The sequence below is a fragment of the Pseudomonas sp. JV414 genome (assembly GCF_032424305.1).
In the GTDB taxonomy this organism is placed as follows: domain Bacteria; phylum Pseudomonadota; class Gammaproteobacteria; order Pseudomonadales; family Pseudomonadaceae; genus Aquipseudomonas; species Aquipseudomonas lini.
This window is the reverse complement of the sequence record NZ_VYKC01000022.1, coordinates 1,102,144-1,116,597: the sequence shown is the minus strand read 5'-3', so window position 1 is coordinate 1,116,597 and position 14,454 is coordinate 1,102,144. Positions and strand designations below refer to the sequence as shown.

Annotated in this window: 14 protein-coding genes; 8 read left to right on the top strand and 6 right to left on the bottom strand. The window is 61.5% G+C overall.

Going from position 1 to position 14,454, the window contains the following annotated elements; all coding sequences use genetic code 11:
* Positions 1 to 2 precede the first annotated feature (2 nt).
* The 8 genes from F6R97_RS29080 (at position 3) to F6R97_RS29045 (ending at position 11,549) form a co-directional block, all read left to right on the top strand.
* Entirely contained in the window at positions 3 to 947 is a 945-nt protein-coding gene (locus F6R97_RS29080) for a DUF58 domain-containing protein (RefSeq protein WP_038984064.1), read from the top strand.
* On the top strand, positions 944 to 1,438 hold the full coding sequence (locus F6R97_RS29075; protein WP_038984065.1) for a DUF4381 domain-containing protein: 495 nt from the start codon (positions 944 to 946) through the stop codon (positions 1,436 to 1,438). Before F6R97_RS29080 ends, F6R97_RS29075 begins: the two co-directional genes overlap by 4 nt.
* Positions 1,431 to 2,510 carry a vWA domain-containing protein gene (locus tag F6R97_RS29070; protein WP_038984066.1) on the top strand — a complete coding sequence of 360 codons (1,080 nt, stop codon included), beginning with the start codon at positions 1,431 to 1,433 and terminating at the stop codon, positions 2,508 to 2,510. Before F6R97_RS29075 ends, F6R97_RS29070 begins: the two co-directional genes overlap by 8 nt.
* Positions 2,507 to 4,243, top strand: a complete 1,737-nt coding sequence (locus F6R97_RS29065; RefSeq protein ID WP_315867534.1) for a tetratricopeptide repeat protein — start codon at positions 2,507 to 2,509, stop codon at positions 4,241 to 4,243. Before F6R97_RS29070 ends, F6R97_RS29065 begins: the two co-directional genes overlap by 4 nt.
* Entirely contained in the window at positions 4,240 to 5,892 is a 1,653-nt protein-coding gene (locus F6R97_RS29060; RefSeq protein WP_315867533.1) for a BatD family protein, read from the top strand. Before F6R97_RS29065 ends, F6R97_RS29060 begins: the two co-directional genes overlap by 4 nt.
* Positions 5,893 to 6,073: 181 nt before the next feature.
* A complete protein-coding gene (locus F6R97_RS29055; protein WP_315867532.1) occupies positions 6,074 to 7,318 on the top strand; it encodes an exonuclease SbcCD subunit D C-terminal domain-containing protein in 1,245 nt (414 codons plus the stop codon).
* Positions 7,315 to 10,956, top strand: a complete 3,642-nt coding sequence (locus tag F6R97_RS29050; protein ID WP_315867531.1) for an AAA family ATPase — start codon at positions 7,315 to 7,317, stop codon at positions 10,954 to 10,956. Before F6R97_RS29055 ends, F6R97_RS29050 begins: the two co-directional genes overlap by 4 nt.
* The gene (locus F6R97_RS29045) at positions 10,953 to 11,549 is read left to right on the top strand and encodes a glutathione S-transferase (protein WP_315867530.1); all 597 of its coding nucleotides are present in this window, start codon (positions 10,953 to 10,955) and stop codon (positions 11,547 to 11,549) included. The genes F6R97_RS29050 and F6R97_RS29045 overlap by 4 nt, the downstream gene beginning before the upstream one ends.
* 95 nt (positions 11,550 to 11,644) lie before the next feature.
* Here F6R97_RS29045 and F6R97_RS29040 read toward each other — a convergent pair whose 3' ends face one another.
* From F6R97_RS29040 to F6R97_RS29015, 6 genes are all read right to left on the bottom strand, one after another.
* The gene (locus F6R97_RS29040) at positions 11,645 to 11,902 is read right to left on the bottom strand and encodes a hypothetical protein (protein ID WP_038984078.1); all 258 of its coding nucleotides are present in this window, start codon (positions 11,900 to 11,902) and stop codon (positions 11,645 to 11,647) included.
* Positions 11,899 to 12,111 (bottom strand): hypothetical protein, encoded by a 213-nt coding sequence (locus tag F6R97_RS29035; RefSeq protein ID WP_038984079.1) that lies wholly within the window; start codon positions 12,109 to 12,111, stop codon positions 11,899 to 11,901. Before F6R97_RS29035 ends, F6R97_RS29040 begins: the two co-directional genes overlap by 4 nt.
* 114 nt (positions 12,112 to 12,225) lie before the next feature.
* On the bottom strand, positions 12,226 to 12,351 hold the full coding sequence (locus tag F6R97_RS29030) for a hypothetical protein (protein WP_007901166.1): 126 nt from the start codon (positions 12,349 to 12,351) through the stop codon (positions 12,226 to 12,228).
* Between the two features lie 200 nt (positions 12,352 to 12,551).
* On the bottom strand, positions 12,552 to 12,731 hold the full coding sequence (locus F6R97_RS29025; protein ID WP_315867529.1) for a hypothetical protein: 180 nt from the start codon (positions 12,729 to 12,731) through the stop codon (positions 12,552 to 12,554).
* A gap of 155 nt (positions 12,732 to 12,886) precedes the next feature.
* The gene (locus F6R97_RS29020) at positions 12,887 to 14,056 is read right to left on the bottom strand and encodes a lactonase family protein (RefSeq protein WP_050682953.1); all 1,170 of its coding nucleotides are present in this window, start codon (positions 14,054 to 14,056) and stop codon (positions 12,887 to 12,889) included.
* On the bottom strand, positions 14,049 to 14,345 hold the full coding sequence (locus F6R97_RS29015) for a DUF5629 family protein (protein WP_038984082.1): 297 nt from the start codon (positions 14,343 to 14,345) through the stop codon (positions 14,049 to 14,051). Before F6R97_RS29015 ends, F6R97_RS29020 begins: the two co-directional genes overlap by 8 nt.
* Between the last annotated feature and the right edge of the window lie 109 nt (positions 14,346 to 14,454).

Sequence of the window (14,454 nt, the reverse complement as noted above, 5' to 3'; positions counted from 1 at the left end):
CGATGAACGCCCCCCTGCCGCCCGAGCCGGGCATCCGTGTCAGCCTCGCCGAGCTGATCGAGATGCGTCATCGCGTGCGTGAAGTGCAGCTGTTTTCCACGCCGAGCCAGCGCAGCCCGCTGATCGGCCTGCACCACTCCAAACTGCGCGGGCGCGGGGTGGACTTCGATCAGGTGCGGGTCTATCAGGCCGGTGATGATGTGCGAAGCATCGACTGGCGCGTCACCGCCCGTACCCAGGAACCCCACACCAAGCTGTTCCATGAAGAACGCGAGCGACCGATTTTCATCATGGTCGAACAGAGCCGCCGGTTGTTTTTCGGCTCCGGCCTGATGTTCAAATCGGTGCTTGCCGCCCAGGCAGCGAGCCTGATTGGCTGGGCAGCGCTGGGCCATAACGACCGGGTCGGCGGGCTGGTGTTCGGCGACGACGAGCACTACGAGATCAAACCGCGACGCAGCAAACAGAGCCTGCTGCAATTGCTCAACCGACTGGTGCGGGTCAATCAGTCGTTGCACACCGAACGCGAGCCGGACCGCGACGCCTTCGGTATTGCCCTGCGCCGCGCCCGGGAAGTATTGCGCCCTGGCAGCCTGGTGATTGTGATCTGCGATGAACGCGCCTTGTCCGACGGTGCCGAGCAGCAGTTGAGCCTGTTGTCACGCCATTGCGACCTGTTGCTGCTGCCCGTGTCCGATCCGCTGGATCACGCCCTGCCCGCTGCCGGGCTTTTACGCTTCGCGGAACGCGGTGCGCAATTGGAACTCGACACGTTGAATTTCGACTTGCGCCAGGCTTATCGCGCACAAGCTGAAACGCGCATCGCCCGCTGGGAGCTGCTGGCGCAGAAGTTGCGGATATTGCTGATGCCTTTGAGTACCCAAAGCGAAATGGTCGAGCAACTGCGCGAATACCTGAACCCTCAACGTCCGGGGAAAGGTCGATGAGCAGCCTCGATCAGCTGCAACCGCTGATTTCCCCGCCACCTATCGGCTTCTGGCCGCCGGCGCCGGGCTGGTGGCTGCTGCTGTTATTGCTGCCATTGATCGGTTTCGGCCTGTGGCAGTTGCGCCGTTTCATTCCGAACAAGCGCCCTGTCGTCCGCGCCGAACAACCGCTGGACCCGGTGCGTCTCGCTGCGCTGGCCGAGCTCGCCCGGATGCCCAAACCCTACGACGGTGCCCCGGCCGGTGCCTGGCTGCAGCAACTCAACGGGTTGCTCAAACGTCTGTGCCGCAACCACTACCCCTACAGCCAGAGCCACACCCTTAACGGGCGCAAATGGCTGGCATTCCTCGATAACCGCTGCCCGGCCGCTGGCCTTACGCGCTGGATGGTACTGGTGGAAGGCGCCTACAAACCCGAATGCAAACTCGACGACAAGGCCATCGCCGGCCTGACTCAAGCCGTCGACACCTGGATTCGCAAACATGTTTGAGTTCGCCTGGCCGTGGATCTTCGCCCTGCTGCCCCTGCCCTGGCTGATGCGGGTGCTGCTGCCGGTCGCCGACAGTGGCGAACCGGCGCTCAAAGTCAGCTTCCTCAGCGACCTCGAAGGCCTCGCTCGCCGCCGTGCCCGGGCGAATCTGCCGGCCTGGCGTCAACAAGCCCCGTTCATCCTCATGTGGCTATTGTTGCTGATCGCCGCGGCGCGTCCGCAATGGCTAGGCGAACCCCTGCCGGTTGCCGCCAGTGGCCGCGATCTGCTGGTGGCGGTGGACGTGTCCGGCTCCATGGACTTCCCCGACATGCAGTGGCAGGACGAAGACGTCAGCCGACTGTCACTGGTGCAGCATTTACTCGGTGATTTTCTCGAAAGTCGCGACGGCGACCGGGTCGGCTTGATCCTGTTCGGCAGTCAGGCCTATCTGCAAGCGCCACTGACTTTCGACCGGCACACCGTTCGCGTGTGGCTCGACGAAGCGCGAATCGGCATCGCCGGCAAGAACACCGCCATCGGCGATGCCATCGGCCTGGCCCTCAAACGCCTGCGTCAACGCCCGGCACAAAGCCGCGTGCTGATTCTGGTCACCGATGGCGCCAACAACGGCGGCGAGATCGATCCGCTGACCGCCGCACGACTGGCGGCCAACGAAGGCGTGAAAATCTACCCGATCGGTATCGGCGCCGATCCGGAACAAAGTGGCACCCTGGGATTCCTGGGCATCAACCCGAGCCTGGACCTCGACGAACCAGCCTTGAAAGCCATCGCCCAAGCCACCGGCGGCCAGTACTTCCGCGCCCGCGACGGTGAGGAATTGCAGGCGATCAAGCGCACCCTCGACAAACTGGAGCCGGTGACCCAGCAACCCACCCAAGCCCGCCCGGCCCAAGCGTTGTATCACTGGCCTCTGGCGATGGCGCTGCTGTTGAGCATGCTGCTGGTGATCCGCGAGCGCTGGCCGGACAACCCGTTGCAACGGCTGTTTACCAAGAAGCTGTTTTTGCAAACGCAACTGCCCGACTGGCGTCAGCGGCTTAAACGCCTGCGTCTGCGGAGGCGCCGATGATTGCGCTCTGGCCGCACTGGTTCCGCCCCTGGTGGCTGCTGTTGTTGCCGTTGCTGGGCTGGTTGCTCTGGCAACTCTGGCATCGGCAGAAACGCGCCGGTCGCTGGCAAATGATTCTGCCGCCGGCCTTCCATGCCGCGTTGCTCAGTGGTGGCAGCGGTCGAGAAAGCAAACTGCCATGGGTCGCTCTTGGCCTGGCCTGGGTGCTGACCGTGCTGGCCCTCCTGGGGCCGAGCTGGCAGCGTGTCGAACAAACCAGTCAGAAACCCGCCGATCCGCTGGTGGTGTTGCTTGAGCTGACCCCGGAAATGCTCGCCACCGACGTCGCACCGAACAGACTGGAACAGGCCCGGCGCAAACTGTTCGACCTGCTGCAGAACCGCAGCGATGCCCAGACCGCAATCATCGTCTACGCCGGCAGTGCCCACACCTTGGTGCCGCTGTCGGATGACCTGTCGACCAGCCGCAACCTGCTGGACGCACTTAAGCCGTCGCTGATGCCCCAAGTCGGTCATCGTGCCGATCTGGCGGCGGCCAAGGCCCTTGCGCTGTTGGATCAGGGCGCCCTCGGCCAGGGTCGGATCCTGCTGATCGGTTCGTCGCTGACGGAACAGGAACGCCAAGGGGTTCGTCAGGCGCTGGACGACAAGTCCACGCAATTTCTGATGCTCGGTATCGGCACCGCCGAAGGTGCGCCGGTCGCGCAGGACGATGGCAGTTTCCTCAAGGATGACCAGGGCGCAATTCTGGTGCCCCGTCTGGACGGCCCCAGCCTGAAAGCCTTTGCCAATGGCCTGGGCGGACGTTATCGCCAGGCGCGTCTGGACGATGCCGACCTGCGCGGTCTTGGCCTGCTCGATGGCCCACGGGATCTGCGCAACGACGGCCAGACATTGCGCCTCGACACCTGGGCCGATCAGGGCTACTGGCTGCTGCTGCCGCTGTTATTACTGGCCGCCTGTGCCGGGCGCCGGGGTTGGCTGTTCTGCCTGCCGCTGCTGTTCCTGCTGCCGCAACCGAGTTACGCCTTCGATTTCGAAGACTTGTGGCTGCGTCCCGATCAGCAAGGCCTGCACTTACTCAAACAAAAGCGCCCGGCCGAGGCCGCGCAGCATTTCGAAGATCCGCAGTGGCAAGGTGTGGCGCTCTATAACGCCGGCGACTACAGTGGCGCCGCCCAGCGGTTTGCCCAAGGCAACGACGCCCACGCCCACTACAATCGGGGTAACGCCCTGGCCAAAGGCGGTGAGCTGGAAGCGGCGCTGGATGCTTACGATCAAGCGCTGGAACGTCAACCGGATCTGCGCCCGGCCCTGACCAACAAGGCACTGGTGGAAAGCCTGCTCAAGCAGAAAACCTCAGCGCCGCCCGTCGAGCCGGACAAAACCGCCGATGGCAAAACCGAAACCATCACCCAGGAACCGCCGCCGGGCAGCGCCACCCAACCCAGCAATGGCGAGCCGAAAACCGACGCCGAGCAAACCACGCCGGACGCCGAGCAGCCGCCCACGACGCCACCGCAACCGGGTGCCAATGAAGTCCCGGGCAGCGAGTTGGGCGATGAGCAAAGCACCACGCCACCGCGGCGCCCGGCCAGCGACATGATTGAAGGCGAACAGCGCCAGGCGCTGGAGCAATGGCTGCGCAAGATCCCGGATGACCCCGGCGAACTGCTCAGACGCAAATTCTGGTACGAACAGCAACAACATCAGGATCAGGAAAAAACTCGATGACCCGCTTCACCGCCTACTTGCTCGCATTGTTGCCGGCCCTGTTGCTCTGCACCGCTCAGGCCCAGGCTGCGGAACTGGTCGCCAGCGTCGATCGCAGCCGCCTGAATTCCGGCGAGACGGTCGAACTGATCCTGGAAACCAGCGACGTGACCCAGTTCGGCAAACCCGACCTGACCCCTCTGGAGCCGCTGTTCGAAGTGCGCGGCACTCGCCAAGTCAACCAACTGAACACCCTCAACGGCAACACTCAGGCGACCACGCGCTGGATCATCACCCTGCTGCCCCGGCAAAACGGCAGCGTGGTGATTCCATCGCTGCAACTGGGCGACGTCCAGAGTCAGCCGATTACCGTGCAAGTGATCGAGAGCGAAGCGCAGGACAGCAGCAACACACTGGCGCCAGTGTTCATTGAGGCCAGCCTCGACCAGAACAGCGTCTATGTGCAGGCTCAGGCGATCCTGACCTTGCGCATTTACCATTCGGTGTCGCTGTACGACGACAGCAGCCTGACCCCGTTGCAGATTCCCGATGCGCGCATCGAACAGCTGGGCGACTCGCGCACCTACGAAAAAGTCATCAATGGACTGCGCCATGGCGTGATCGAAATGCGTTATGCGATCTACCCGCAGCAAAGCGGTGAACTGGTTATTCCAGCGCAGATGTTCAGTGCAACCCCAGTCGATACCCGACCGTCCCAAGACGCAACACCCCAAGGGCCAAAACCGGGCAAGCAGATGCGCGTCAAATCCGCCGAGATCCCGCTGACGGTCAAGGCCAAACCCGGCACGTATCCAGCCGATGTGCCCTGGCTGCCGGCCCGCAGCCTGAGCCTGAGCGAAAGCTGGAGCCCGGAACCGGATAATGCGCAGGTCGGCTACTCGCTGACCCGCAGCCTGACCCTGAACGCCGAAGGCCTCGCCAGTTCGCAACTACCACCGTTGCCCGCCACCGAGATCAACGGCCTGCGGCGCTACCCGGATCAGCCGGTACTGGGCAACCAAAGCAGCGAACGCGGCTTGATCGGCAGTCGCGAGGACCGTGAAGCCCTGGTGCCGACCCGCACCGGCAACATTGATTTGCCGAGCGTTGAAGTGGTCTGGTGGAACACCTTCGAGGATCACCTGGAACACAGCAGCCTGCCGGCCCGTACACTGCAAGTGGCGAGCAATCCAAGCCTGATCGTCGATACCCCGGCGGGCAACCCGCAGGTAATGTCCGGCGCCAGCAACGAAGTCCTCTGGTGGTGGAAACTCAGCACAGTGATTCTGGCCTGCACCACCCTGCTGGGCTTCGGCCTCTGGTGGCGCGCCCGCTGGCAACCGGCGATCCTGCGAGCGGCGCAGACCGGCCCGAGCCCACGCACCTTGCTCGACGACCTCAAACGCGCCTGCCAGGCCAACGATACTCATGCCACCCGCCAGGCCCTCGACGCCTGGGCCCGACAACAACCGGAAACCCTGGCCGACATGGCGGCGCGTTTTGTGCCGTTGTCCGATGCGCTGGACGGCCTGAATGGCGCGCTGTACAGCGAAACCGGCCAGTACTGGCAGGGTGAGGATCTCTGGCGCGCAATTCGGGCAATCCCGACGGCCGAAGGGGTTCAAGACTTGGTTGGCGATACCGGGTTGCCGCCGCTTTATCCGAAATAGAATCAAAAGATCGCAGCCTTCGGCAGCTCCTACCTTGGAATGGCGTACACCCGTAGGAGCTGCCGAAGGCTGCGATCTTTTCTGCCCTTCTGCATTCCCGACCTTTTGCCAGTAAACTCTCCCCTCTTTAGTCGCTGTCATTTTCCTCGCGGCCATTACCTTATTTCCTACGGAGTACGCCTTGCGTCTGTTTCACACCTCCGACTGGCACCTTGGGCAGAACCTGCACGGCCAGGAGCGCGATTTCGAGCACGCCTGTTTTCTTGACTGGCTGCTGCGTCAGCTGAAGCTGGATCAGCCCGATGTGCTGCTGATCGCCGGCGATATCTTTGACACGGTCAATCCGCCGGTCAAAGCCCAGGAACGCCTCTACGATTTCATCGTCAGTGCCCACGAACAGCAGCCGTTGCTGACCATCGTGATGATCGCCGGCAACCACGACTCTGGTTCGCGGATCGAACTGCCCGCGCCGTTGATGCGGCGCTTGCGCACTCACGCCCTCGGTCGCGTGCTGTGGCTCGATGACGGTCAACTGGATGCCGAACGCCTGTTGTTGCCGCTGCCTGATGTCAGCGGTGAAATCGTCGCCTGGTGCCTGGCGCTGCCGTTCCTGCGCCCCGCCGAAGTGACGGGTGCGCATTTGGGCGATAACTATTTGCGTGGCATCGGCCAGGTTCATGAATGGCTGATCGAAGCGGCCAACGCCAAACGCAAGCCGGGCCAGGCGCTGATCGCCATCAGCCATGCGCACATGGCTGGCGGTTCGGTCTCGGAAGATTCCGAGCGCAGCCTGATCATCGGTAACGCCGAAGCCCTGCCCGCCAGTCTGTTCGGGCCGAGCATCAGCTATGTCGCCCTCGGGCATTTGCACAAGCCGCAGAAGGTCAACGGTGAAGAGCGCATCCGCTACTGCGGCTCGCCGATTCCGCTGTCGTTCTCCGAGATCAATTACCAGCATCAGATCCTCGACATTCAGCTTGATGGCGAAACATTGGTCAGCGTCGAACCGCGCCTGATTCCGCGTTCCGTCCACTTGCAACGCCTCGGCTCCGCGCCATTGGCGGAAATCCTGCTGCAACTGGCCGACCTGCCCAACATCGACCTGCTCGCCGATATCCAGCGCCAGCCGTGGCTGGAAGTGCGGGTCCGTCTCGACGAACCGCAACCGGACCTGCGCCATCAAGTGGAAACGGCGTTGCAAGGCAAAGCCGTGCGGCTGGTACGAATTGCCGCCGAATATGCCGGCAATGGCAGCCGCGACGGCGTCGATGACGGCACAACCTTGATCGAACTGGATCAGATGACGCCCCAGGAACTGTTCAGCCGCGCCTGGCAGGACAACTACGGCAGTGAGGTCGACGAGCAAACGCTCAAGGACTTCGCCGAGCTGTTGCAAGACGTGCAGATGGAGAGCGAACAGCCATGAAGATCCTCGCGATCCGCCTGAAAAACCTCGCTTCCCTGGCCGGGCCGTTTGAAATCGACTTCACCGCGGAGCCTTTGGCCAGTGCCGGTCTGTTCGCGATCACCGGGCCGACCGGTGCCGGCAAAAGCACGCTGCTCGACGCCCTGTGCCTGGCGCTGTTTGGCGCCGTGCCGCGCCTGAACAACACCGGCCGCGACGCCAAGGTCCCGGATGCCGATGGCGAAATCGGCACCGGCGACCCGCGCACCCTGCTGCGTCGCGGCACCGGCGAAGGCTATGCCGAAGTGGATTTCGTCGGCATCGACGGTCGCCGCTATCGCGCTCGCTGGGAGGCCAACCGCGCTCGGGAAAAGGCCGGTGGCAAGCTGCAAGCCAGTCGCCAGAGCCTGCGCGACATCGATCAGGATCAACTGCTGGCCAGCCAGAAAGGCGAATACAAAGCACAGCTCGAAGCCGCGCTGGGCCTGAACTTCGAACAGTTCACCCGCGCCGTCATGCTGGCTCAGAGCGAGTTCAGCGCCTTCCTCAAGGCTGACGACAACGACCGCAGCGAACTGCTGGAAAAGCTCACCGACACCGCGCTCTACACCCGTCTCGGTCGCCGCGCGTTCGACAAGACCAAAGAAGCTCGCGAAGCCCACAAGTTATTGCAGGATCAGGCCACCGGGGTCACGCCGCTGTCGCCGGAAGCCCGGGCCGAACTCGATGAACGTTTCAACGATGCTCAGCAGCAACTCAAGACCCAACAGGCGCAGCTCAAACAGTTGGAGTTGCAACACACTTGGCTCAAGGACCTGCGCCAGGTGCAGGACGCGCAACAGAGCGCCACCGAGCAACTGCACTCCGCCCAGCAACACTGGAGCAGCCTGGCCGGCGAGCGCTTGAAGCTGAACCGTCTGGAACAACTGGCCCCGCAACGGCATCAGTTCGCACGCAAGATCGAACTCACCGCCCAGCTCACCCCGCTGGCGGCGCAGATTCAGCAGCACACGCAACAGCAAAGCGAGCTGATCGAACGACAGAATCAACTCGAACAGAGCCTGAGCACCGCCCAAACGGCGTTGACCCACGCGCAAAGCCAACACACCTCCAGCGCGCCACTGCTGCGTCAGGCCTTCGAAGAGCAAAGCGCCCTCACCCGTCTGGTCAAGGACGCCAGCCTCAGTGCCGACCTCAAGCAGCAGGCGGAACTGGCCTGCACTCAGGGCCAGGGCACGATTCAGGGTTTGCTCGACCAACAGAAACAGGTCGCCGAACGGTTGCAGCGGATTGCCGGTGAGCTTGAGCAAAGCACCCATCTGGCGCCGTTGAGCGATGCCTGGAATGCCTACCGCGATCGCCTGCAACAACTGATGCTGATCGGCAATCGCCTGAACAAGGGCCAGGCCGAACTGATCGCTCTGGAGCAAAGCGCCGCCCGCGCCGCCGAGGAGCTGGCAACACAACGCCAGAGCCTTGAGGTGCTGTACAAAGAGGCCGGCGCCGAGCCTGAAGCAGTGGCCGAGCAGATTCAGATTCTCGGCAGCCTGTTGCAGGACAACCGCAAGCAACTGCGGGCCTTTGAAGAACTGACACGACTGTGGGCCAGCCAGCAGGAACTGGACAAACGCGGTGCCGAGCTGCAGCAGCGGCAACTCGCCGCTCAGCAAGAGCGCGATCGTCTGACCCAGGACGGGGTGAAGACCAAGGCAGAACTGAGCGTCGCCGAACAGACCCTGACCGTCACCCGCGAACTGCTGGAGCGTCAGCGTCTGGCGCGCAGTGCCAGCGTCGAAGAACTACGCGCGCAGTTGCAGGACGATCAGCCGTGCCCGGTTTGTGGCAGCCCGGACCATCCTTATCATCAGCCTGAAGCCTTGCTGCAAAGCCTCGGCCGGCATGATGAAAGCGAACAGGCCAACGCTCAGAAAGCGGTGGACCTGCTCAAGGAAAAACTCACCGATCTGCGCGCAGAAGTCGGCGGTTTGATTGCTCAGCAAAAAGAACTGCTGCAACAGCAAGAACAGCTCGCGGCTCAGCAACAAGGCCTGACGCCAAGCCTGGAAGCGCACCCACTGTCCGCGCAACTGTTGGCGCAGGACGCAAGTAAACGCGATGCCTGGCTAACGCAACAAAGCAGCCAGTTGAACCAGAGCATCACGCAGGATGAACAACGGCAAACCGCCCTGCTCACCCTGCAACAGGATGCCGCACGCCTGGCGCAACAACTGCGCAGCGCCGAAGCAGCAAACCAACAGGCCACACAACACCTGCTCAACCAGCAACGCGAGTTGAGCAGCGATAGTAAACGCCTGGACGATGAACTGGCGGCGTTCAGCACCCTGCTCCCGGCCGACACGCTGGAGGCCTTGCGCAACGAACCCGCCGCGACCTTCATGCAGCTTGACCGGCAGATCGCTCAGCGCCTGGAACAACTTGACCAGCAGCGCGATGAACTCGGCGAACAGCAACAACGCCAGCAGACGCTGGAGAAAGAACAGTACCAACAGCAGACCCGCACCCAACAGTTGGACGCCGCGCAGCAACAGTTCACGGCGCTGGCCGGGCAGCAACAGGCGTGCCAGGAAAAACTGACGCAACTGCTGGGCGAACATGCCAGCGCCGAACAGTGGCAGCAGCAACTGGATCAGGCCGTCGAGCAGGCGCGCAGTGCCGAAGCGACGGCCAATCAGGAACTGCAAAGCGTGCGCACGCGGTTGGTGCAACTGGCCGCTGAACTCAAGGCGCAGCAGGAACGTTCGCAGGCCCTGGAAACTGAGGACCGTGAGTTGAGCGGCAAGATCGCCGACTGGCGTGCGCAGCATCCAGAGCTGGACGACGGCGGACTGGAAGATCTGTTGAGCGTCGATGACCAACACGTCAGCGAACTGCGTCAACAATTGCAGCAAAGCGAAAAAGCCATCGAGCAAGCCAAGGTGCTGCTGCAGGAGCGCGATCAGCGCTTGCTCGATCATCAGGCGCAGCACAACGGCAATCTCGACGCAGAACAACTGGCCACGACGCTGGCCGAGCTGCAAAACCTGTTCGCCGCCAGCGAGCACCGCTGCGCCGAATTGCGCGCCGAACAGGCCGAGGATCAGCGTCGACAGAACGCCAATCAGGCCCTGGCGCAGCAGATCGCCGACGCCTACACCGAATACCAGCGCTGGGCACGCTTGAATGCGCTAATCGGTTCGGCCACCGGCGACACCTTCCGCAAGATCGCCCAGGCCTACAACCTCGACCTGCTGGTGCATCACGCCAACGTCCAGCTGCGGCAACTGGTACGGCGCTATCGGTTGAAACGTGGCGGCAGCATGCTCGGGTTATTGGTGATGGACACCGAGATGGGCGATGAACTGCGCTCGGTGCATTCGCTGTCCGGCGGCGAGACGTTCCTGGTGTCGCTGGCCCTGGCGCTCGGTTTGGCGTCGATGGCGTCGAGCACGCTGAAAATCGAATCGCTGTTCATCGACGAAGGCTTCGGCAGCCTCGACCCGGAATCCCTGCAACTGGCCATGGACGCCCTCGACGGTCTGCAAGCGCAGGGCCGCAAGGTCGCAGTGATTTCCCACGTGCAGGAAATGCATGAACGAATTCCGGTGCAGATTCAGGTTCACCGTCAAGGCAACGGCCTGAGTACGCTGGAGGTGAAATGAATACGCTGTATTCGTTCCGCCGCTGCCCCTACGCCATGCGCGCACGCATGGCGCTGCGTTATTCAGGGGTTGAGGTGGATATCGTCGAGGTCAGCCTCAAGGCCAAACCGGCCGAAATGCTCGCACTGTCGAGCAAAGGCACAGTGCCGGTGCTGAGTCTGGATGGCCGGGTGATCGATGAAAGCCTGGAAGTCATGCGCTGGGCGCTGGCGCAGAATGATCCGCAGGACTGGTTGCTCAAGGATGATCCGCAAGGACAGGAACACAGCGCCGCACTGATCGAAGAGAACGATCAGGTGTTCAAGGTGCACCTGAATCGCTACAAGTACGCCGAGCGTTACCCCGAGCAGCCGATGGCTGTTTATCGCGCCGAGGGCGAGGTGTTCTTGCGTAAGCTGGATGAGTTGTTGGAGGGGCGCGACTACCTGCTAGCCGAGTACCCGAGCCTGGCGGATGTCGCCCTGATGCCGTTCGTACGGCAATTCGCCCACGTGGATCGCCAGTGGTTCGGGCAGACGCCTTATGTGCGGTTGCAGGCGTGGTTGCAGCGCTTCATCGAGTCAGACCTGTTCACATCAATAATGAAGAAATAACCGATCCCCGTAGGAGCTGCCGAAGGCTGCGATCTTTTGATTTTGATTTTTCAAGATCAAAAGATCGCAGCCTTCGGCAGCTCCTACGGGGGGATTCACGTCAACACCGAACACATCCCCAACGCCGAGCAATCCACCTGGAATGGCCCGAAGAATTCGCCATTGGGCTTGATCGGCGGATTGCCCACCAGCAATCCCCAGGCCTTGGCCGTCTGAATGTTGTGGGCGATGTTGTGGTTGCATTCGATGGCCCGCGCCACCGACCCCGCCGAGCCCTGCCCGATCCCCAATAAAGAAGCGCCATTGGTCATGAACGCCAGGAAGGCGATGACCCAGAGTTTGCGTCCTTTCATGCCCCCACCACTCCCGCCACGTCGGCATGATCGACCATAACGTTTTGAGCACGGTGTTCGAATTGAATGGCGGGATAAGCGACCTGGATTGGTGCTTGAAGGCTTTGTTGCGATTGAGCCGAAAGGCTGACGACCAACACCATGGCCACGTAAAGACCGATGGCCAGGTAGGCGCCGTATTTGGCAGAAGTGATGATTGCGCTGGCCATGGTGTTCTCCGTGGGCATATTTCAGTGCCCACAGAATCGATCAAAAAACAGAAGATAACTAGCGACCTTTATGCATAGTAGCTATCAGTTTTATTGATCATGAACCAGCGTGTTTCAGTCCTCGATAAAGCTCATCAAGCGCTCGCGGGCCGCATCCGGCTCATTGGGAACGGGCTGGGCAGCCGACAGAATCGGGGTGGAATAGAGAAACAGGAGAACCACTGCCAGACGCATCGCCATGCTGTCGATCCTTATTGGGGAAGGAGTCAAAAAATCAGCGTCAAATTTAAACTCATGGCCATGTGATATCAAGCGCAAGATTGATATCAATTTGATGATCTCCATGTAGAAGCTGCCGCAGGCTGCGATCTTTTGACTTTTAAAATCAAAAGATCGCAGCCTGCGGCAGCTCCTACTCGAGAGCCAGCAGCACGAAAGTTTCAGTATTGGGTTTTGTGATCCAGCGCGGCGTAGAAGTTGGCGCTCTGTTGCAGGTATTTCTGGGTATAGCTTTGGGCGTGGGATTTTTTGTCGCTGATTTCAACGTTGGCGCTGGCTGGCAATGCAACAGTGGCAGAGATGGCGGAAGCGGCGATGACGGAAAAGAGATTGAAGTTCATGGCGGTAGTCCTCGATTCAGTTGGCTTGCTTGCCCGGTGGGGCCGTGAAGCAAACTTAACTCCCGAGGGTCGGCGCCTTGAAATGCTTTGTAGCATTAGCCGATATCAGTCTCATTAATAGAAGGTTGCAGGCCCCATCAACCGGGGCCTGCGGCCTATTGACGCACCAGGAACTTGAGATCGCTGGGGGCATCCATCGGCAGTTTCTGCACGGTTTTACCCAACAGCCCAGTCTTGGCATCGCGCTCGACGACGACAATCTGGTTGCTCTTCTGGTTGGCAATCAGCACAAACTTGCCACTCGGATCGAGGCTGAACTCACGCGGGTGATCACCGTCCACGGAGCGGCGCTGAAGCTCCTTGAGATGACCGGTCGCCGGGTCAATGGCGAACACCAGCAACTGATTGGTGGTGCCACGGTTGCTGACGTAAAGGAACTTGCCGTCGGCCGAGGCGTGAAGCGCAGCCGCAGCCTTGCCCGATGTCGGCAGACCCGCCGCCAGATCGACCAACTGCGTTTGCTCAAGCTTGCCGTCGCGGTAATCGAACACTGCGACCTGCGCGCTCATTTCCATGGTCAGCCAGGCGTGTTTGCCATCGGCGCTGAACAACAAGTGTCGCGGCCCGCTGCCGGGTGGCAACTGAACGGACGCGGGTTTAGCGGCGGTCAGCGGCAGTTCCGGATTGGCCTTGGGATCGAAGCGATAGATGAAAATCTTGTCCGCCCCCAAATCGTTGGAAAACACGTAGTGACCATCCGGCGATGAAACCACCGAATGCACGTGCGCCGACTTCTGCCGCTCAGGGTTGACCCGGCTGGACGGATGACTGCTCATCTGCACGACGGGTTTCAGCTTGCCATCGGTGCCCACTGGTAACACCGCCATGGTGCCGCCCGGATCTTCAGCCACCGAGTAGTTGCTGATAAACACGTGACTGGCATCACCGCTGACGCTCGAGTGCGTCGGTTCGTTGCCCAGGGTTTGCGCCTGACTGATCAGGCTCAACTCGTGGGTCTTGGGATCAATCGCATAACTACTTACACGCCCTACCGGATCGGCCTGACCGGGACCGTTTTCGTTGACCGCGAACAGGCGCTGTTGATCCTTGGACACGGCCAGCCAGGACGGGTTGGCGCTCTTCACCACTTGCAGGGGTTTGGCCTCGATCTGCCCGGTGCGGCTGTCGAAACTCAGACGATAAATACCCTGGCTCTGGCCGGCGGTGTACGAGCCCACCAGCAGTTCGTAACTGTCGGCCGGGGCCGCCTGCACGCCCATCGCGCCGACACTGCCAGCCATCAACAGTGGCCAGAGGTTACGCATCCTCATTCGTTTCGTCCTCGTCGTCACCACCGCCGAACGCTTCCATGGGCACCAACCGGTGCTCGCCGGAGTCGCCGGTAATGATCCAGCTCTTCAAGTCGGGATCAAACGTTGCCGCCGCGATCTGAGCCACGCTGAACTCCCAGCGCTTGAGCGCCCGACCGTCCATGCATTCGATGTGCAGGTTATCGTCTTCATCGAGGGAGAAGTCGAACGCGTGCAGCCCGTCGATCTCCAGCATGTCGCAGTGTTCGAGGGCGTTGATCAAGGTGTCGTTTACGGCAGTCATGGCAGTCAATCTTTGAATGGAAAAAAGCAATGATAGCTCAATGTGGAAGCGGACTGTGGCGAGGGGGCTTGCCCCCGTTGGGCTGCAAAGCAGCCCCAAAATCTCTGAT